The sequence below is a fragment of the Enterococcus sp. SMC-9 genome (assembly GCF_021011285.1).
In the GTDB taxonomy this organism is placed as follows: domain Bacteria; phylum Bacillota; class Bacilli; order Lactobacillales; family Enterococcaceae; genus Enterococcus_C; species Enterococcus_C montenegrensis.
Genome location: NZ_JAILYE010000002.1, coordinates 164192 through 184248 on the forward strand (window position 1 = coordinate 164192; position 20057 = coordinate 184248).

Below are 20057 nucleotides of genomic sequence, written 5' to 3' on the forward strand. Positions count from 1 at the left end.
ATACACTCTGCATTCAATATCAAAAACATCATAACTCTCAATACTATTCCTAGTTGTTTGTATCACTATCTGGTAATTTTAGAGTTTATCGTAAACAATATTTTCGTAATGGTAATCCCCTGAATTACCGCTTCTTTTATATTGAGTATGATAACTTGGCCAATTCTCCAAAGTAAATTGCATTATTTTCTTTTCATATGGAATAAAAATTGCAAGTTCATTGTTCAGTATGGGTGGACACATGTCGTCCTTCACTCGATTTCCATTTAAGTTCACACATATTATTGGTAACCCTAATCTTATAGCTGATTCTATTTCCCACTTAACAAATTTTCTCAGATATTTTGTATTCTTACCTATCAACAAAACAAATACTTTTGAATTGTTCATTCTCTCTCTAAGTTGTCTTTTTATAGATTCTTCTTTACTGGTATCTCTTGCAGAATTAAGATCATGAGCATCATAAAAATTAAAAGCTGTATTATCTTTCTGCTTCCAAGCTTTCATCATCCAATAATAGTGAATATCGTTATCTCCATCAAAAGCTACATACGTTTTATTTCTATAAGCTACCATCATTAATTTCCCCCTTCAATCCGAATAAATCTATTTCATCAAACTGATCTTTATAAATGATAATCCTTAGTTTAGCTGGATATTTGAACCTTGTTTCACTTATTCTGAAAGTCCACAACATTATATTCAGTAGTTCGTTAATCGGAATATTATTAAACCCATTAGAAAAACGTGTAATCCCTGCACCAAAAATTGGAACAGAGACATTTTCTAGTGAATATACCCTATTGATTTCATTCCAAAAAATCAATAGGAAATTGATATACTCAGACATTGAAAGTCGTGCTTCATTCTTCTCATTAAATTTTGAAAAAGCAGTAAGAATAAAATCACCATCAACAAAAGTACTTCCCAGTTGATAGCTTTTTTGATAAACACCTTTATACCTTTCCTTCATACACGAATTTTCATCATTATTAAAATCGGGATCATCCTCAATTTTTTGTTTTAAATCAGATGGTTTTGTATAATATTTCTGGATAAATTTGCCATGTAATGACTTTTTAGAAATAATTTTATCATCAACTACCGTATCAAAATATTCATTAAAGGGGATAACCTTCAATCCATCCTGTGTAAAAATATCTCCACGAATTATTTCTACCGTAGTTCCTCCAATTTTTAAACTTGCAGATGCTTTCATATTGGCATAAACCCATATTCCAATATAAGTTATCACCAAGATTACTCCAAATAAAATTCCCAGATATAACTTACAATAATCTGGAATCTCAATAAAAATCAGAACCAAGGAAAGAAAGGTGCTAATTACACCAAGGAATCTTAAAAAGACTTTTCTAACACGGTGATCCATAAACTTTATTTTTTTCATTTCTTACTCGCCTTCTTTAAAAAGTAATTAGAGTTACCATAATACAACAAATCTAAAGGGTGAAACTTGTGATTGGATATTCTCCATTCTTTTTGCCATTCTTGTATTTTCTTATTATCAAGTGTCTCTAAACAGCCTAGCTGAGTTTGTACATCATATAAAATATCAAGACCACCATTCGCATATATTTCTTTTTGTCTTTTTCCCAATTGCTCTTTCAAAATTGTTTCTCTTGGATTTTTCTTTTCTATAAGTGATGCTATTTTGAGCTCATTATATATCCATGGAGAATTGGTTTTACGCATGGAAACTTCGCCGACATTTATTGACTCTGGTGTGTTAAGAAAGATTAGACATTCCGTATTATTGATAACATCATTCAGCGCTGTTGATAGCATCATGTGAACATGACTAGTCGTGAAGTTTCTTATATCATAGTTATAAGTTATATTGTCTCCTTTTTTTCTGAGTATTGCATATTCATTATCAATATTTTTCAAAAGCTTATCAGCACTCCCCCAAACAATAGAATCTAGGAAAACTTCCAGTCCAAATTCACGTTTCAGCCATACAGCAAGTCTCTTGGCGGTCCTGTGATCATTATGCGAGTGAGATAAAAAAATATCAGATTTATAATTAGGAAACCAATCATTTATTAATTGCGATCCATCAATTTTATTATCTTCAGTTCTAGGTAAATAAATAGTCTCATTTATTCTGGATAAGAGCTCGTTTTTTTTCGAATCTATTTTCTTTTCAAATAGATCAATTTCATAATTAGTAACGTTCAAAAATGATTGTTTCTCAATAACTGATAAATCTAGGTTGTAACCTTTGTACATCTGCTTATCCTCCAATCTATATCTATTATTATAGCATTTTAAGTTCATTTTCAAACGTACGTTCGCTTTTGAAGAAGGTAAAAAATCCGTAGACTGATTAAATAATCAAATTTCTACGGACTTCTTATTTATTTCAAATTACTCAACGTACTTGTTTAATCAATTTCTCAATACAATCATCACTGCTTAGACTGGTTGTGAAATAAATGGTCTCTTACACACTAATTTTCTCGGATACATATAGCGGAAAGTAATGGGGATGCATGTATTTTCTAATCACTTTCTGATCCAGTAACATACTTATAATTTATCAAATTTTTTTTATTCAAACTTCATTGTTATTGTAATCAAACAGCTTTGTATCCCTATCACATCTTCCCCTCTCTTAATAACCGTTCCAATGGTGTAACTTTTGTATTCTCTAAGAAATCCGCATCGCTCAAGGAATTGAGACAGGTTTGCGTCGTCTTGATATTGGAATGTCCTAATAAGCGGCTAATTGTATAGAGATTAACCCCACTCTTCAATAGTTTCTGCGCATAATAATGTCTTAAGCTATGACAACTTCTTTGTTTGACTTCATCTCTGACCCCAATTCCATTTGCTGCATCTTTGACTATCTTCTCCAAAAGAACATTATTAGTTATTTTCTTACCAGATTTATTGACGACAAGATAATCATCTATTTCATGATAATTGCGCAAATTATTAAAGTAACCTCGTTTCGTCTTCTGGTATTTTTTGATGGACAATTGCAGATATTGCGAAATAGGAACAACACGTTCTTTACGCCCTTTCCCCATTAATTGAAAGAAAGTCCCCTTAAAATTATCATTTGATAAGCAGTGGACTTCTTCTGCACGTAAACCACAATCAGCCATAATTTCAATGATTAGTCGATTTCGTTGATTGACAAATCCTGAGTGATTGTAAAAGCCAATCATCGCTGCTACCTCTTGATCGTTAAAAGTATTGATTAAGCGTTTCTCTGATTTCAAATATTGAATGTCTAGCATAAAGTTACGATCAATATATTCTTCCGTAAAAAGGTACTTATAGAAGGTTCTGAGAGCTTTTAAAATCTGATTAATATAATTTGCACTGCGTTCTTCCTTCATCCATAAGATAAAACTCTTTACATGAGGTTTCTTGATCTCTTCCAACTTATTTAGATCGAACTCTGAAAATATGTAACTACTAAAAACTCGTATTTGGGATCGATACGTTTCAATCGTCCTTTTAGACAAATTTCTTACCCGACAATCCAACAAAAATTCTTCTACGCCTTCTTGAAATAGCATTTTTAACGCCCCTTTTCTTAAGAAAAACAGAAGAAAGTTAAATCACCAGATATCACTAATTAGATGCTTTTTGTACTTAGCAATACGTGAAAACTGGCAGTACGCAAAAATTGGTATCCTTAATAACCTAAAATAGCAAAAAAGCCTATGAGAAAATTCTCACAGGCTTTAAATTGCTTCAATTCACTAATTAATTAGCGATGATTATTTGTTTTTCAAGTTGTAGAATGCGTTAACGCCTTTGTATTCAGCAACTTCGCCTAATTGGTCTTCGATACGTAATAATTGGTTGTATTTAGCAATCCGGTCAGTACGTGAAAGAGAACCAGTTTTGATTTGGCCAGCGTTTGTTGCAACAGCGATATCAGAGATTGTTGAATCTTCTGTTTCACCAGAACGGTGAGAAACAACTGCTGTGTAACCAGCTTCTTTAGCCATTTCAATAGCATTGAAAGTTTCTGTTAATGTACCGATTTGGTTAACTTTAATTAGGATTGAGTTACCAACGTTACGTTCGATACCTTCAGATAATTTTTCAGTGTTTGTAACGAACAAGTCGTCACCAACTAATTGAACTTTGTCGCCTAGTTCAGCTGTTAATTTTTCCCAGCCTTCCCAGTCGTTTTCGTCCATACCATCTTCAATAGTGATGATGAATGGATATTTTTCAACTAATTCTTTCAAGTAAGCTACTTGTTCTTCTGAAGTACGTTTTGCTCCGCCTTCACCTTCGAATTTAGCATAGTCATATACGCCGTTTTCGTAGAATTCAGAAGCTGCACAGTCAAAACCTAAACGTACATCGTCGCCGATTTTGTAGCCAGCTTTTTCAACTGCTTTAACGATTGTTTCAACAGCATCTTCAGTACCTTCAAAACGAGGTGCAAAACCACCTTCGTCACCGACTGAAGTTTCTAAGCCGCGTTCAGATAAGATAGATTTCAATGCGTGGAATACTTCAGCACCCATACGCAAGCCTTCTTTAAATGTAGGTGCACCTACAGGTAAGATCATGAATTCTTGGAATGCGATTGGCGCATCTGAGTGAGAACCACCATTGATGATGTTCATCATAGGAGTTGGCAACACTTTAGTATTGAAACCGCCTAAGTAGTGGTATAAAGGTACTTCCAAGTAATCAGCAGCTGCACGAGCTACAGCGATTGAAACGCCTAAGATTGCGTTGGCACCTAATTTACCTTTATTAGGAGTTCCGTCTAATTCGATCATTGCTTTGTCGATAGCCATTTGGTCACGAACATCGTAGCCAATGATAGCTTCTGCAATAATGTTGTTTACGTTGTCTACGGCTTTTTGAACGCCTTTGCCGCCATAACGAGATTTGTCACCATCGCGTAATTCAACGGCTTCGTATTCACCAGTTGAAGCGCCTGAAGGAACCATACCGCGACCAAAAGCACCTGATTCTGTATATACTTCTACTTCGATTGTTGGGTTACCACGTGAATCAAGGACTTCGCGTGCGTAAACATCAGTAATAATTGACATGTTTGTCTCTCTCCTTTGATTTGTATTTCAAAAGGGTTAAAACCCTTCATCCACAATTTTAGTGAATTTTATGCATTTCTGCAAATTAAAACTCATTTTTTTAATGTTGTTGTTAGATTATTTAACTGCATCTAATAAGGCTAAGAATGAATCCGCTTGTAAGCTTGCGCCGCCGACTAATGCGCCGTCAACGTTTTCTTTGGCCATGTATTCTGCAATGTTTTCAGGTTTAACTGAACCACCGTATTGGATACGTACTTTATCAGCAACTTCTGAACCGTATAATTTAGCAACTGTTTGACGTACAACACCACAGATTTCGTCTGCAATGTTAGCATCAGCAGATTTACCTGTACCGATTGCCCAGATTGGTTCATAAGCAATTACCATACTTGAAACTTGTTCAGCAGATAAATCAGCTAAACCAGCAGTGATTTGACCTTCGATCCATTCAGCAGTTTTACCTGCTTCGTAAGTTTCCAAAGTTTCACCACAGCACAAGATTGGTGTCATACCGTTGGCAAAAATTGCTTTTGCTTTTTTGTTAATTTCTGCGTCTGTTTCGTGGAAATATTCGCGACGTTCTGAGTGACCAATGATCACATATTGTACGCCAAGGTCTGCAATCGCAGCTGGTGAGTTTTCACCAGTGTAGGCTCCTTCGTTTTCCCAGAAACAGTTTTGAGCAGATAATTGTACTTCAGAATCTTTCAAGCTCCAAGCTAATGGTGCTAAGAATAAAGCAGGTGAACCGATCACAGAATCTACCAAATCTTTTGAAGGAACCGCAGTTTTCACTGCTTCTGCAAAGCTTTGTGCTTCTGATAAGGTTTTGTTCATTTTCCAGTTTCCGGCGATAATGGGTTTACGCATTTTGTGCAACTCCTCTTTTAAAAATTTACTCGTAAAATTAGCTCAAAAGGTTCCCCTTTCAAGACCATTTCAACTTTAAATTATTTGTCGTTAATAGCAGCTAAACCTGGTAATGTTTTACCTTCTAATAATTCTAGAGAGGCACCACCACCAGTTGAAATGTGCGTGAATTTGTCAGCAAAGCCTAATTGTTCAGCTGCTGCTGCAGAATCACCACCACCGATGATTGTTGTTGCATCTTCAAGGTTAGCAATTGCTTCACAAACACCAATTGTACCATTAGCAAAGTTAGACATTTCAAACACACCCATAGGTCCGTTCCAAACAACAGTTTTTGCTCCAGCTAATGTTTCAGCAAATAAAGCAATAGATGCAGGGCCGATATCTAAAGCCATAACATCGTCTTTTATTTCGCCTTCAACAGTTTCAGTTGGCACATCATTTGAAAATTCTGCGGCACAAATATTGTCGATTGGTAAAACTAATTTGTCGCCAGCTTTTTCGATTAAGCTTTTTGCTAATTCGATTTTGTCTGTTTCAACTAATGATTTACCAATTGCCATACCTTTAGCTGCGTAGAAAGTATATGTCATACCGCCGCCGATTAAAATCTTGTCCGCTTTTGGAATCAAGTTTTCAATCACACCGATTTTATCAGACACTTTAGCGCCACCTAAGATAGCGATCATTGGACGTTTAGGATTTTCAACAGCTTCACCGATGAATTTGATTTCTTTTTCCATTAAGAAACCAGCAACAGTTGGGATACCTGTTGAAGCAATACCAACGTTAGAAGCATGGGCACGGTGAGCAGTACCAAATGCATCGTTTACGAATACATCGCCTAAAGATGCCCAGTATTTGCCCAATTCAGCGTCATTACCGCTTTCTTTTTTACCGTCGATATCTTCAAAACGTGTGTTTTCAAATACTAAAACATCGCCGTCTTGCATATTTGCAATGGCGTCTTCTAATTCTTTACCACGAGTTTCAGGTACGAAAGTTACTTCTTTACCTAATAATTCGCCCAAGCGTTTTGCAACGGGTGCTAAAGATTTGCCAGCTTTATCTTCTTGTGTTTTCACACGACCTAAGTGTGAGAACAAGATTGCTTTGCCGCCGTTGTCGATTACATATTTGATAGTTGGTAAAGCAGCTTTGATACGTGTATCATCACCAATTACACCATCTTTTAACGGCACGTTAAAGTCAACACGGACTAAAACTTTTTTATCTTTTAATTGAATGTCTTCGATTGTTTTTTTAGCCATCTGTATGTTTGCCTCCTAAATTTATCTCATAAAAAAAGCGGAGAAGCGCGTCGCTTCCCCGCTTTAAAAGTACTACATTAGATTACGCGTAAGCGAATCTTATAATTTAGCGAAGTATTCTAAAGTACGAACTAATTGAGCAGTGTAAGACATTTCATTGTCGTACCAAGCAACAGTTTTAACTAATTGTTTGTCGCCAACTGTCATTACTTTAGTTTGAGTTTCGTCAAATAATGAACCGAAAGTCATACCAACGATGTCAGAAGAGACGATTGGGTCAGCAGTGTAACCAAATGATTCGTCTGAAGCTTCTTTCATTGCTGCATTTACTTCGTCAGCAGTAACTTTAGTATCTAAAACAGTTACTAATTCTGTTAATGAACCAGTTGGAACTGGAACACGTTGAGCAGCACCGTCTAATTTGCCGTTCAATTCAGGAATTACTAAGCCGATAGCTTTAGCAGCACCAGTTGTGTTAGGTACGATGTTAGCTGCAGCCGCACGCGCACGACGGAAGTCGCCTTTAGGGTGTGGAGCATCTAATGTGTTTTGGTCACCAGTGTAAGCATGGATAGTTGTCATCAAGCCTTCGATGATACCAAATTTGTCTTGTAAAGTTTTAGCCATAGGAGCTAAGCAGTTAGTAGTACAAGAAGCACCAGAAATAACTGTTTCGTCACCTGTAAGTGTTTCATGGTTAGTGTTGTAAACGATTGTTGGTACATCGTTACCACCAGGAGCTGAGATAACTACACGTTTAGCACCAGCTTTTAAGTGTAATTCAGCTTTTTCTTTAGAAGTGAAGAAACCAGTACATTCTAATACGATTTCTACACCTAGTTCGCCCCATGGTAATTCTTCAGGGTTACGGTTAGCTAAAACTTTAACTTCTTTACCGTTAACGTTGAAAGAACCATCGTGAACTTCAACTGTACCGTTGAAACGTCCTTGAGTTGTATCGTATTTTAGCAAGTGTGCAAGCATGTTCGCATCTGTTAAGTCGTTGATTGCAACAACTTCAATTCCGTCTACGTCTTGGATGCGGCGGAATGCCAAACGGCCGATACGTCCAAATCCATTAATACCTACTTTAACTGTCATATTGCGATTTCCTCCTTATGAAAATCAGGTTTTTTATTTTAAAGGGTTACCCCTTTTAAAATCTCATTTGCAGCAGCTTCATCAGTTAGAAGCCACGTTTGTTTTGGTGCATTTTGCATATACGCATTAATTGCTTTAGCTTTAGTTTTGCCACCGGCAACAGCTAAAATAATTGGCACCTTTTGTAAATCTTTTAATTGTAAACCAATCCGTGGCACTTTATAGACCACTTTACCAGTTTCATCAAAGAAATAACCAAATGATTCAGCGACTGCATTGGCCTGTTTTAGCATCAAGATTTCATTTTCACTCATCTTGCGTCTAGCCGCCATATGCAAAGCACGCCCAATACTATGAATAACACAGTCAGCATGGCTTATCAAGTTTAACACCTCAAGGATTGAGGGTTCCTTCATAAGGGAACGATACGTGTCAGAACTTAATTGTTCTGGGACATAAAGTGCCCGATGTTCACCATTTGACCTCATTGCCATCATAGCAGAAACTGAGTTGGCTTGTACAGTCAGAGCCTCTCCAATACCACCTCTGGCCGGTACAAAAAGGTTATGTCGTTCATCACTTTCAAGGTTTGTCAGACATTCGGCAACTTGGGCCATTGTTGTCCCACCCATTACCGCGATGACGTTCTTGCCTTCAGGTAAAAGTAAATCTAACGATTCATTTAAACTCTCACCAAAGTTTTTCACGACTTTTTCTTGTCGGTCACTATCACCAGCAGATATTACACAGCGGGCAATGCCAAAATGATTGGCCAACTGTTTTTCTAATTGATGCATGCCAAAAAGTTGATCCATTACTTTGCCTAAATCGGTAAAAACTTTTTCACCCGTTTTAGTTAAGCTCATACCACTTTTTGAGACGTCAATTAAAGCTAATCGTTTTAATAAATCCGTTTCGGTACGTAAAATCCGTTCGGTCATATTCAAACTATCTGCTAAGTTTCGGCGACCAATAGGCTGCATCCAGTAAATATTTCGCAAGATTTTATAACGCTCTTGCAAAACATGCAGGATATCAGGAGCAACTGCTTCAATCAATTTTAAGTCATCAAGCATGATTACTCTCCTTTTTTGACAATGGACGGTTTATGTCCATCGTAGACCTATTTCGACCCATCGAGACCAAAAAAAATTTGCTGCAGGTCAAATTCCTTTAACCTTACGGAAGTAATAGTACCATTTTCCATTCTATTGTGCAACTAAAAAGCTAAGAAAAATACTTCTGAAAACTGTGCCATTACGTTAAATCGCTTTACTAATTAATTTAACGCCAAGTGATAAATTGCACAACGAAAACAAAAGCCTTTATTTCTAATTGATCCTTTATTTGCGTAAGGGAAAAATTAAATTATCACTTTTGAAGCATTCATTTCCAACAAAAATCGTGTTAAAATAGCTCAGTAGCTGTTTGATAGCGTTTTTTCACCGCAATAAAAAAAGACACCTTCTTAGCTAGAAGATGTCTTAACGCGCTCTAAGGGAATCGAACCCCTGTCTCAAGAACCGGAATCTTACGTGATATCCACTACACTAAGAGCGCCGAACATATGTTAGTTTAGCTAATAATCAGAATAAAATCAAGAGGAAAATACATGAAATTTCAACAAAGTTTTTCACAAAAGCAAAAACAATCGCAAAAGCTTGCTATGACACAGTCATTGCAACAATCAATTCAAGTTTTGCAATTTTCAATTGATGAATTAGCTGAATTTGTCGAAACAAAAGCAATGGAAAATCCTTTAATCGAAGTATCAGAAGCTAATTACGCCTTAAGCTATTCCAAGCCCCGTTCATCCAGTGGCGAAGAATTGAACTACTTAAGCCAAATTCCGGATGATCGTATTTCGTTGTTTGAATATCTCATCGACCAAGTTCACTTGAATTATCGCGATACGTTTTTACGTGACATTGTTTTATTTTTAATTGAATATATTGATTTAAACGGTTTTTTAACAATTGATTTAGATGAAGTTGTTACAAAAATGCAGGCCACAAAGATACAAGTTTTAGACGCTTTAACTTTAATTCAGCAATTGGACCCTGCTGGGGTTGGTGCCCGCAACTTACAAGAATGTCTCATGCTGCAAACTGAAAGAGATGATTTAGCGCCTAATTTGGCTTATCTTATCTTAGAAGAACATTTTGAGGACTTGGTAAATCGCAAATGGCCTGAACTAGCGAAAAAGTTAGCTATTCCAGTTAGCGAAGTACAAACAGTCTTCGACTATATTCAAACGCTAACCCCTACGCCAGGAGCAAGTTTTGGCACCACCGATGGCTTATACATTATCCCGGATTTGACAGTCAAAATAAGTGACGGAAAGAAAATTAAAATCACCAGCAACCGGCGGGGCATGCCAGAAATGCACTTCCAGCAAAGCTACTTTGACCAAATGGCAAAAAAAGCCGATGACGAGACCAAAAAATATCTAAATGAGAAAAAACAAGATTTTGAATCCCTGCAAAAAATGGTACAACAACGTGGTGATACAATTTTACGCGTGGGACAAGCAATTATCGCCCACCAACAAGAATTCTTCTTAGATGAAAGCCGACCGATTAAACCTTTGATTTTAAAAGATATCGCAGAAGAGCTGGAAATTCATGAGTCCACCGTCAGCCGGGCGGTCAATGGAAAATACTTGGAAACAGATTTTGGAATATTTGAATTAAAGCACTTCTTCAGTCAAAAAGTCGGGATTCAAAATGATAGTGGCGAAGATTTGTCGACTGATAACGTCAAAGTCCGTCTTCAAGCCCTCGTTGAAGAAGAAGACAAAGGTAAACCACACTCTGATCAAAAATTAGTCGACTTACTAAAAGCAGAAGGAATTACTATTTCCCGCCGCACGGTTGCCAAATATCGCGACGCCTTAAAAATCCCAAGCTCCAGCAAGCGAAAACGCTTTGACTCATAACACTATCTTTTATAGAAAAATTACAAGAAATAATAGAGAAAATCCCCAATCAGAATCGATTGGGGATTTTCTCTATTATTTACTTTTTATCAACTTTTTTTCCGTTCTGGGCTCACCCATGTGCCACTACCATAGCCTAAAATTGTCTTGAAGGCGGGAATTAGCGTTGTTAAGATGGTGAGGGCATTCATCATCCAATAAAGCAACATGTAAAATGGAGCAAAGACGAAATAGCGTAATTTATGACCGCGATCGTCTAAAATTAGTGCCGAACCCAATTGCAAAAAGCCGGCAATCATCTGAAAATTAACAAAGATAAAGGCCATTGCAAACATATGAAAAATTCGTTCATAATTTTGCGTTACAAGAAAATAAATCAATGTCACAATAAAAATGAAACTTGAAAACCAAAAGAAAAGCGACCACAAAATACTTAGGGTTTGGTCAATAAACATAACCAGCTGATTAAAGTGTTTGATTGGATGTAAGGCAACTTTAGGAAAATTGGTCAACCAAACTTCCGTGCCGCCTTTAGCCCAACGTTTGCGTTGCCGATAAAGCATTTTTAAAGTATCTGGGACCATCATGTAAAACATAATATCTGGAGCAAAAACCGGTAACCATCCTAAGAGCTGTTCATCCCAAGCAATGCTTATATCTTCAGTGGCGCGATCTTGGCGAAACAAACCCGCATCAAGTAGCGCCGTTTTACGATACATGGTATTGGCTCCACTAAAAGCATACATGGTATTTAACGTTCCTTGCTGGCTCCGCTTAATGACACCGACGATACTAGAAAACTCAACCGTCTGGGCCTTTTCAATAATTTTTGAGCGATTTAAAACATCCATATTCCCAGTTACTGCCCCGATATTGGTTTCACCGGACTCCATAAAATAATTCATATACTTAGTTAAAGCATCTGGTTCTGGGATTGTATCTGCATCATTACTTAAAATATATTCACCTTGTGCAAAAGCAAAGCCAACATTAAAAGCATGCGCTTTTCCTTTGTTTTTTTCAATTGTGATAACCCGCAAGCGCGCTTCTTTACGAGCCAACTCGGCCAGAATTTGTGGGGTATCATCGGTGGAACCATCATTTACTACTAACACTTCATAGTTTTCATAAGATAATTGATGCAATAAATAAGCCAGTGTTTTTTCAATTACTGCCTCTTCATTATGTGCAGGCACCATGATCGTAATAAAGGGCTGCTCTTCTTTTTTAATTTTTTTAAACTTTTTAATTTGATATTTAAATAAAAAGCGATAGCAGATAACCCCAATAAACCACATAAAAGCCCCTAAAATAGGATAAGTAAATAAAACAAACAAAATAACGTTCAAAACAATATCTAAAAATTCATGACCAGTCTGAATAATGTTCACTTACTGTTCTCCTTTTTAAAGACAGCTTGTAACTCTGCTTTTGAAATATTTTTTTCTTCCGGCACAGAATACGTTTTTATATTTACACGCTTGTCACTGGGACCAAATCGTGCCGCATAAAAATCATCCAATTCGTGCCGTTTTTTTAACATATCATCAAAATCGTACGTAAAATTTTTACTATAATTTTCTTTTATTTCGCGATTACTTCGTAGTGTCATGATCACAGTGAAAACCGTTGCCCCAATAAAAAAGAAGACAAAAGCTTTTAGTAAGAAGAAGTAAGTATCGATTCCTTCTTGATAACTCCAAACGGCTTTTACTTTAACATGATTGCGCAACAAAGTAGAAGTGAGCGTCCAATAAATGGGTATAATTACGCCCAACCAGGCGAGAATAGTTAAAATAATCGTGCGTAGTTTTAACCAGAGATGGCCTTTTTCAAAAAATTTATCTTCATAAACAGTTTCTTGTTTTTTCTTATCCTCTAATTCGTTGTTGGTGGCGTCTTTTTTATTTTCCATATGCCCCTCCTTTTTTTTAGTATTTCGTATTTAACCAAGATTTGCAAATTAAACGATTTTTTCACAAGCACTAAAAAAAGGCGTAAAGACACTACACTAAAAAAAAAAACGAGGATGAAAGTCATCTGACCTTCACCCTCGCATTTTTTAGTTTTATTCGTCTTCATCTTCGTCATCAAAGTCGTCTAAATCATCATCGTCATCGTCGATAATGGTTAAGTCTTCTTCGATATTTCCGGGTACTTCTTCTTCGTCATCAGAATTATCATCGGCGCCAATTTCTTGTAAGTCGCTGTTATATGCAGAGATTTCTTCATCATCGTCATCATCGTCATCGTCGTACAATTCTTTGTCGTCTTCATCTTCTGGATCGGCATCTTCTGGATCGTCATCGTTGTAATCGATGGCATCCTCATCATCGTTAATAAAGGCATTAACCTTTTTACGTTTACGTTTACGAGGTGTGTCTTCTTCGTCTTCATCAAGCCCATGAGACAATTCTTCATCAATTGAGTCAATGGCATACCATGAACGCAATCCCCAACGGTTTTCACCTAATGAGATAAAGCTGCCGTCAATGTTTAAGTCGGTATAAAATTGTGCCAATGAATCACGAATCTCGCTATCTGATTTACCCAAATACGTTTGGATTTGGTTTACTAAATCCGAAAAATCCATTACGTCGCCACGTTGCTCTAAAATCGCATGGGCCACTTCAATCATGGACAACTCGTTTTTGTTTGCCCCTTCAAATACTGTAATTTCCAAAATAGGACACGTCCTTTCGCAGTCTACGCTTTATCATACAAAAATGTACTGAAAAAATCAATTTATTTCGCAAAATTATGCTGTGAAATCTAAGCTGATCTGATATTCCCCTACTCGTTCATCGGCCATATACAAATCATAGTCAATAAAAATTGTGCCAGACATCGGGCGATCTTTCAAGCTAACATGAAGATTACGCGTAAACGTCCCAAAATACATCACCCCATAAGGTGTTGTGTAGCTGGTTTCTAATTTTTTCTTATAGTCAAATTTTAGCCGTAATCGCATTTCTCCAGATCGCGTTAATTGCACGGTTCCATCTGGCATAATTTTAATAATAACAGGAATTTCTTCGCCACTTTCTTGTACTTCTTGATAACGAATGTACAGCTTATCACCAATGGTTACCAGCTGACCTGGTAAATCAAAAGTAAATTCTTGTATTTCTTCATGTTGTTTGACTTTGGTTTTCAAATGAATGGAAACTGGTACGCCATTTTTTAAATCCATTTTTATATCCTCCACTTCACAGTATCCTCACAAAAAGTGCTGCTTACTTTAAGCAGGCTTTTCATCTTTAGTTTCATTCTTCACAGTTTTACCCTTTTTGTCAAACATTGCGTCTATTTCAAGGCCTTCCGTTATTTTTTCAGAGCTTTTTCGTATATAATGAAGGAAACGTGATTTAGAAATGCTTAACAAAAAAGCGCCCGGGGTAAGACGATTATCCAAATTAGACTTACCTGTAACAAAAAAGCGTTATTTAGGAGTTAGACGATGAATTTAAGTTTAGATCAAACCATTTATCCCAATCAGCAGGCGCTATTGCCTTTTGCCTTAACTGACGTCTTAATTGAACATGTCAGTCAAACAAAACAGCCCCTATTGCATTTTTGGCAATTGGAAAAGACCATGATTTTAGGTATGAAAGATACGCGGGTACCTCATTTAAAAGCTGGCGTTACAACGCTACAGCAGGCTGGTTATCCACCGGTTGTCCGCAGCGCTGGTGGTTTAGGCGTCATTAGTGACCCTGCTATTTTAAATATTTCCCTTATTATTCCCCGCGATATGCAGACGACCGATTCTGCTTATGAGAAGATGTTCCAACTAACACAGCACGCTTTTCCTGAGCTTTTGATTACCACTGGGGAAGTTTTTGATTCTTATTGCCCGGGGACTTACGACTTAAGTTGCGCGGGTAAAAAAATTGCCGGTATCGCCCAACGAAAAATTAAAGACGGTATCGCCATTATGATGTATCTCAGTGTTAGTGGCCCGCAAAAAGAGCGTGGGCAAGTGGTTAAAGATTTTTATCGTGCAAGTTTAGCAGAGAAGTTTGGACAAGACGGATATCCGCCGGTAAATCCTGACAGTATGACGACTGTCGGTTCCGTAATGAAAAATAATTTAACGATTGAGCAAACAAAAATACGCTTTTTAAATGCTTTTTCACAACTTACCAAAGAAGAAATCACTCAAGTTGATAGTCAGAATTGGTTGCGTGCAACAAAAAAAAGAACTGACTATACAGAAAAGCTAAGCCGTATGATTACCCGTAATGAAATTCTTGCTTCCTTATAAATCAATTTTTCCAAAGAGTGGGGAGACTCAGACAATTTTGCCAAATCAAACAAAGGAGTAAATCGATGATGACCTTATATAAAGATCAAAAATTACCAATTGAAAAAGTATTTAGAGATCCCGTTCATAATTATATTCACGTCCAACATCAAGTAGTTTTGGATTTAATCAACTCAAAAGAAGTACAGCGCCTAAGACGCGTGAAACAATTGGGGACGTCTTCTTTTACCTTCCACGGGGCCGAGCATAGCCGCTTTTCCCATTCATTAGGTGTTTACGAGATCACCCGCCGCATCTGCGATATCTTTGAACGAAATTTTTCTGTTGCTAAAATTGGTGCTGGCGGCTGGGATGATAATGAACGCTTGGTCGCTTTATGTGCGGCACTGCTTCACGATGTGGGCCACGGTCCTTTTTCCCACACCTTTGAACATATTTTCCACACAGATCATGAGAAGATCACTGTCGAAATTATCACTTCGCCAGAAACTGAGGTTTACCAAATTTTGAATAAGGTTGCGCCTGGTTTTCCAGAAAAAGTCGCCAGTGTCATTACCCATGATTATCCCAATCCGCAGGTGGTACAAATGATTTCAAGTCAAATTGACGCTGATCGAATGGATTATTTATTACGAGATGCTTATTTTACCGGCACCGAATACGGCACTTTTGATTTAACCCGCATCTTACGGGTCATTCGCCCTTATGAAGGGGGGATTGCCTTTGCTATGAATGGGATGCACGCGGTCGAAGACTATATCGTCAGTCGCTATCAAATGTATGTTCAAGTTTATTTCCACCAAGTTTCCCGGAGTATGGAAGTTTTGTTGGAACACTTATTAAATCGGGCCCACGAATTATATAATGAAAATTCCGATGTATTTCAGCAACATTCCCAGTTGTTGATTCCTTTTTTAAAAGAAGACTTTACACTAGCAGATTATTTAAAATTAGACGATGGCGTTTTAATTACCTATTTTATTCAATGGGTTGACGAAGATGACGCTATTTTAAGTGATTTAGCCAATCGCTGGTTATCTAGAAAACCATTAAAATCAGCAAAATTCAAAGAAGGTCAACAAGACTTAATCACAAAACTATGCAAGCTGGTGGAAGAAGTCGGGTATAATCCGAAATACTATACTGCGATTAATTCCAGCTATGACTTACCTTATGACTTTTATCGACCAAAATCAGGGGTCCACCGCACGCAAATTGAATTGCAACAAAATGACGGTACTCTGGTAGAACTTTCAAAAGTAAGCCAATTAGTCGCAGCACTCGCTGGACAAAAAACTGGCGATCACCGCTATTATTTCCCTAAAGAAATGGTAGATCGCTCCTTGCAAAATAATTACGATCTTTTTAGCGATACGTATGCAGCATTTGCCCGCCATATCAAAAATGGCGAATTAGTCGAATAATAAGACCAAACTTGCCTCCCTTTTCTCTCACCACTAGAAAAGGGAGCTTTCTTTTAGTAGAATAGAAAGCGGATCTTGCCACTTTTTGGCAATTTAAGCAGCTGAAAGAATACAGCTATTTGTTTAGGAGGAATTTTTTTCATGAGTATTAAACTAGTCGCTATTGATATTGACGGCACCTTGTTAAACAGCGCAGGACAATTAACAACCGGTGTGAAAGCCGCTTTACAAAGCGCAAAGAAAAAAGGGGTACGAATCGTTTTATGCACTGGCCGTCCTTTACCAGGGGTAAAAGAATACTTGAATACGTTAGATTTATTAAGTGCTGACGATTATGTCATTACTTATAATGGTTCATTGGTGCAAAATGTTGCCACCCAACATACCGTCTTTTCTGCCAGCCTAACGAAAAACGATTACTTAAAAGTAAATTATATGGCACAAAAACTCGGGCTTCATTTTCACGTATCTGGTGTGGATGCAATTTTTACAGCTAATCGTGATATTAGTCCCTACACCGTTCACGAATCAACATTGGTGCACATGCCAATTAAATACCGCACTTCCGATGAAATGGTAAAAAATGAGTACGACATGATTAAAATGATGATGATTGATGAACCAGAAATTTTAGATCACGCCATTACCCAACTTCCCCTTGATTTTAAAGAACAATACAATATTGTCAAAAGTGCCCCTTTTTACTTGGAAATCTTACACAAAGGCGCCAATAAGGGAATTGCACTTGCGAAACTGGCAGAACATTTAAACATTCAACAAGCAGAAGTTATGGCTATTGGCGACAATGAAAATGATATGGCCATGTTAGAGTATGCTGGTGTCGGTGTGGCGATGCAAAATGCCGTCGATAAAACGAAAGCCGTTGCCGATTACATCACCACGGCTTCAAACGATGAAGATGGCGTCAAAGAAGCAATCGAAAAATTCAGCTAGACAAAAAAACAGTGCCCAAACAAGTCCTGATAACTTGTCTGGCGCTGTTTTTTTTATAAAGTAAATATGAATTTCACCTAAGAAAAAAAGTGATTTGCCCGCTTTAGCACATTTAGATCTTATGGCTCAGAGTTGCCCGATTCCTTCAGCTTTTCTAGCTGTCTGGCTTCACGAATCAACCCTTCGGCCCAAAGCCTAAATTTGCAAAAATGAAGGAGCCATTTTAGCACATTTAGATCTTATGGCTCAGAGCTGCCCGATTCCTTCAGCTTTTCTAGCTGTCTGGCTTTTCTTTATCTATTTGCGAAACTGGGCTTCATACAATGCGCGGTAAGCTCCGCCTTTAGCCATTAATTCTTCATGGCTACCTTGTTGTAAGATACCAGCTGGACTGACTACCACAATTCTAGTTGCGTGTTTTATTGACGCTAGGCGATGGGCAATGATTAAAGTTGTCCGCCCTTTTGAAAGTGAGTTTAAAGACTCTTGAATGACTTGTTCGGTTTCTGTATCTAATGCTGATGTTGCTTCATCTAAAATCAAAATGGGTGGATTTTTTAAAAACATCCGGGCAATCGCTACCCGTTGTTTTTGACCACCAGATAATTTGACGCCCCGCTCCCCGATTTGCGTCTCAATTCCTTCAGGCATCTGGGCTAAAACACTATCCAAATGGGCCAATTTCGCTGCTGTCATAATCTCCTTGTCGCTTGCGTCCAAACGCCCATAAGCGATATTTTCTTTAATGCTGCCAGGAAATAAGAAAACATCTTGTTGCACAATGCCAATTTGACTTCGCAATGAACTCAAAGTCATATCCCGAACGTCTATCCCATCAATTTTTACCGCCCCTTCTGTTACATCGTAAAAGCGAGGTAACAAGTTACAAAGCGTCGTTTTGCCTGAACCACTTTGGCCAACAAAAGCCACTGTTTCCCCTGGCTTAATTGTCAAATTAATGTGATCTAAAACCTTGCTTGCTTCTGCGTAAGAAAAAGAAACATCCTGGTATAAAATGTCGCCTTTTAAATCCTTAACGACCCTAGCATTCTTTGAATCCACAATGCTTGGCTTTTTATCCAATTCTTCTGTCAGGCGCTTAAACCCTGCAATTCCTTTGGGATAACTTTCAATCATCGTATTCACTTTTTCAATGGGTCTGACAAAGACATTTGCCAATAAAATGAAACCGACAAATTGCCCATTGGTCAGCTGCCCTTGAATCACATAATAGGACCCAAAAATTAAAGTAAATAAATTAATTAAACGGATTAACAAATAATTATAGGCTGAACTAACAGCCATTACCCGATAAAATAAGATTTTTGATTGCCGATAAGCTTCACTTAAACCGCCAAAGCGTGCTGCTTCAAAATCCTCGTTGCCAAAAGATTGCGTAACGCGAATACCACTAACAGAAGCCTCCACCCCAGCGTTAAATTCACCAAGATTTTCGTAAATGCGCGTGTTGACTTTCGTCATTTTTTTATTGAAGAAAACCAAAGCGATTGTAATGAGGGGCAATAAAGCAAAAGTTGCGATTGCTAATTTTACATGGGTGTGTAGCATCAGTAAAAACGAGCCTGCCAATGTCATAATCGTAATAAAAATATCTTCTGGACCATGATGGGCCACTTCAGAGATTTCAAATAAATCTGTCGTCAGCCGACTTATCAATTTCCCTGTCTTTTGATTGTCATAATACGCGTAAGGCTGACTTTGAAGGTGGGCAAATAATTCACGCCGCATATCTGTTTCAATATTGACCCCTAACTTATGACCAAAAAAGACAACAATATACTGCAAAATCGTATTCAAAATATAAAATAAAAATAAGGTCAAACAAGCCAACAAAATAATTCGAAATTCTTTTTGCGGCATAATTTTATCGATCACTTCATTGACGGCTACCGGAAAAGCCAACTCCAGTAACCCGGCTAAAACTGCACAACTAAAGTCCAAAATAAACAGTTTTTTATACGGACGATAATAACTAAAAAAACGTTTCAACATCTTTTTCTCCTTTTATTCCTAAAAATTCTTGCAACTTAAATTGTTGCTACCCTTTTTTTTGTAACAATTTAGACGTTAAAAATTTACACTGTCAAAAGACAACTCCATCTATTATACCGAAAATCCCAATAAAAACACAATTTTCCCAGCTAAACA

The 20057-nt window shown here is 37.3% G+C and carries 18 protein-coding genes, 1 tRNA gene and 1 pseudogene; 4 read left to right on the forward strand and 16 right to left on the reverse strand.

Annotated features, from left to right (window positions below):
* Positions 1-78: 78 nt before the first annotated feature.
* From K4422_RS03500 to K4422_RS03550, 11 genes and pseudogenes are all read right to left on the reverse strand, one after another.
* Entirely contained in the window at positions 79-576 is a 498-nt protein-coding gene (locus K4422_RS03500; RefSeq protein ID WP_329957726.1) for a TIR domain-containing protein, read from the reverse strand.
* Positions 563-1408: a macro domain-containing protein gene (locus tag K4422_RS03505; RefSeq protein WP_230709201.1), complete on the reverse strand. Its 846-nt coding sequence runs from the start codon at positions 1406-1408 to the stop codon at positions 563-565. Before K4422_RS03505 ends, K4422_RS03500 begins: the two co-directional genes overlap by 14 nt.
* Positions 1405-2250, reverse strand: a complete 846-nt coding sequence (locus tag K4422_RS03510; protein ID WP_230709203.1) for a toll/interleukin-1 receptor domain-containing protein — start codon at positions 2248-2250, stop codon at positions 1405-1407. The genes K4422_RS03505 and K4422_RS03510 overlap by 4 nt, the downstream gene beginning before the upstream one ends.
* A gap of 368 nt (positions 2251-2618) precedes the next feature.
* On the reverse strand, positions 2619-3266 hold the full coding sequence (locus tag K4422_RS03515) for a tyrosine-type recombinase/integrase (RefSeq protein ID WP_230709513.1): 648 nt from the start codon (positions 3264-3266) through the stop codon (positions 2619-2621).
* A 12-nt stretch (positions 3267-3278) separates the two neighbouring features.
* Positions 3279-3551: pseudogene (locus K4422_RS03520) on the reverse strand (phage integrase N-terminal SAM-like domain-containing protein); the annotation flags it as partial.
* Positions 3552-3755: 204 nt separating this feature from the next.
* Positions 3756-5060, reverse strand: coding sequence for a phosphopyruvate hydratase (gene eno, locus K4422_RS03525; RefSeq protein WP_230709204.1), 1305 nt, complete (start codon positions 5058-5060; stop codon positions 3756-3758).
* 117 nt (positions 5061-5177) lie between these two features.
* Entirely contained in the window at positions 5178-5933 is a 756-nt protein-coding gene (gene tpiA / locus K4422_RS03530; protein ID WP_206905056.1) for a triose-phosphate isomerase, read from the reverse strand.
* Between the two features lie 80 nt (positions 5934-6013).
* A complete protein-coding gene (locus K4422_RS03535; protein ID WP_230709205.1) occupies positions 6014-7204 on the reverse strand; it encodes a phosphoglycerate kinase in 1191 nt (396 codons plus the stop codon).
* Between the two features lie 99 nt (positions 7205-7303).
* Positions 7304-8305 (reverse strand): type I glyceraldehyde-3-phosphate dehydrogenase, encoded by a 1002-nt coding sequence (gap, locus tag K4422_RS03540; RefSeq protein WP_206905069.1) that lies wholly within the window; start codon positions 8303-8305, stop codon positions 7304-7306.
* A gap of 38 nt (positions 8306-8343) precedes the next feature.
* Positions 8344-9381 (reverse strand): sugar-binding transcriptional regulator, encoded by a 1038-nt coding sequence (locus K4422_RS03545; RefSeq protein ID WP_206905071.1) that lies wholly within the window; start codon positions 9379-9381, stop codon positions 8344-8346.
* Positions 9382-9793: 412 nt separating this feature from the next.
* A tRNA-Arg gene (locus K4422_RS03550) sits at positions 9794-9865 on the reverse strand.
* A 52-nt stretch (positions 9866-9917) separates the two neighbouring features.
* On the opposite strand from K4422_RS03550, the gene rpoN reads away from it, so the two are divergent.
* Positions 9918-11243, forward strand: coding sequence for an RNA polymerase factor sigma-54 (gene rpoN, locus K4422_RS03555; protein WP_206905074.1), 1326 nt, complete (start codon positions 9918-9920; stop codon positions 11241-11243).
* Between the two features lie 89 nt (positions 11244-11332).
* On the opposite strand, the gene K4422_RS03560 is transcribed toward rpoN, so the two are convergent.
* From K4422_RS03560 to K4422_RS03575, 4 genes are all read right to left on the reverse strand, one after another.
* Entirely contained in the window at positions 11333-12634 is a 1302-nt protein-coding gene (locus K4422_RS03560; protein ID WP_230709206.1) for a glycosyltransferase family 2 protein, read from the reverse strand.
* Complete coding sequence (locus tag K4422_RS03565; RefSeq protein WP_230709209.1) at positions 12631-13158, reverse strand: hypothetical protein; 528 nt, start codon at positions 13156-13158, stop codon at positions 12631-12633. Before K4422_RS03565 ends, K4422_RS03560 begins: the two co-directional genes overlap by 4 nt.
* A 153-nt stretch (positions 13159-13311) precedes the next feature.
* Positions 13312-13926, reverse strand: coding sequence for a DNA-directed RNA polymerase subunit delta (gene rpoE, locus K4422_RS03570; RefSeq protein ID WP_206905082.1), 615 nt, complete (start codon positions 13924-13926; stop codon positions 13312-13314).
* Between the two features lie 75 nt (positions 13927-14001).
* Entirely contained in the window at positions 14002-14436 is a 435-nt protein-coding gene (locus K4422_RS03575) for a DUF1934 domain-containing protein (protein ID WP_206905085.1), read from the reverse strand.
* A gap of 267 nt (positions 14437-14703) precedes the next feature.
* Here K4422_RS03575 and K4422_RS03580 point away from each other — a divergent pair, with 267 nt between their 5' ends.
* The 3 genes from K4422_RS03580 to yidA all read left to right on the forward strand — a co-directional run bounded on the left by K4422_RS03580 (position 14704) and on the right by yidA (position 17888).
* Complete coding sequence (locus K4422_RS03580; protein ID WP_230709211.1) at positions 14704-15510, forward strand: lipoate--protein ligase family protein; 807 nt, start codon at positions 14704-14706, stop codon at positions 15508-15510.
* A gap of 65 nt (positions 15511-15575) precedes the next feature.
* A complete protein-coding gene (locus K4422_RS03585; protein ID WP_329957724.1) occupies positions 15576-16934 on the forward strand; it encodes an HD domain-containing protein in 1359 nt (452 codons plus the stop codon).
* Between the two features lie 141 nt (positions 16935-17075).
* On the forward strand, positions 17076-17888 hold the full coding sequence (yidA, locus tag K4422_RS03590; protein ID WP_206905089.1) for a sugar-phosphatase: 813 nt from the start codon (positions 17076-17078) through the stop codon (positions 17886-17888).
* 297 nt (positions 17889-18185) lie between these two features.
* Here the strand turns inward: yidA and K4422_RS03595 are convergent, their stop codons facing one another.
* Positions 18186-19901 carry an ABC transporter ATP-binding protein gene (locus K4422_RS03595; RefSeq protein WP_206905091.1) on the reverse strand — a complete coding sequence of 572 codons (1716 nt, stop codon included), beginning with the start codon at positions 19899-19901 and terminating at the stop codon, positions 18186-18188.
* Positions 19902-20057 lie beyond the last annotated feature (156 nt).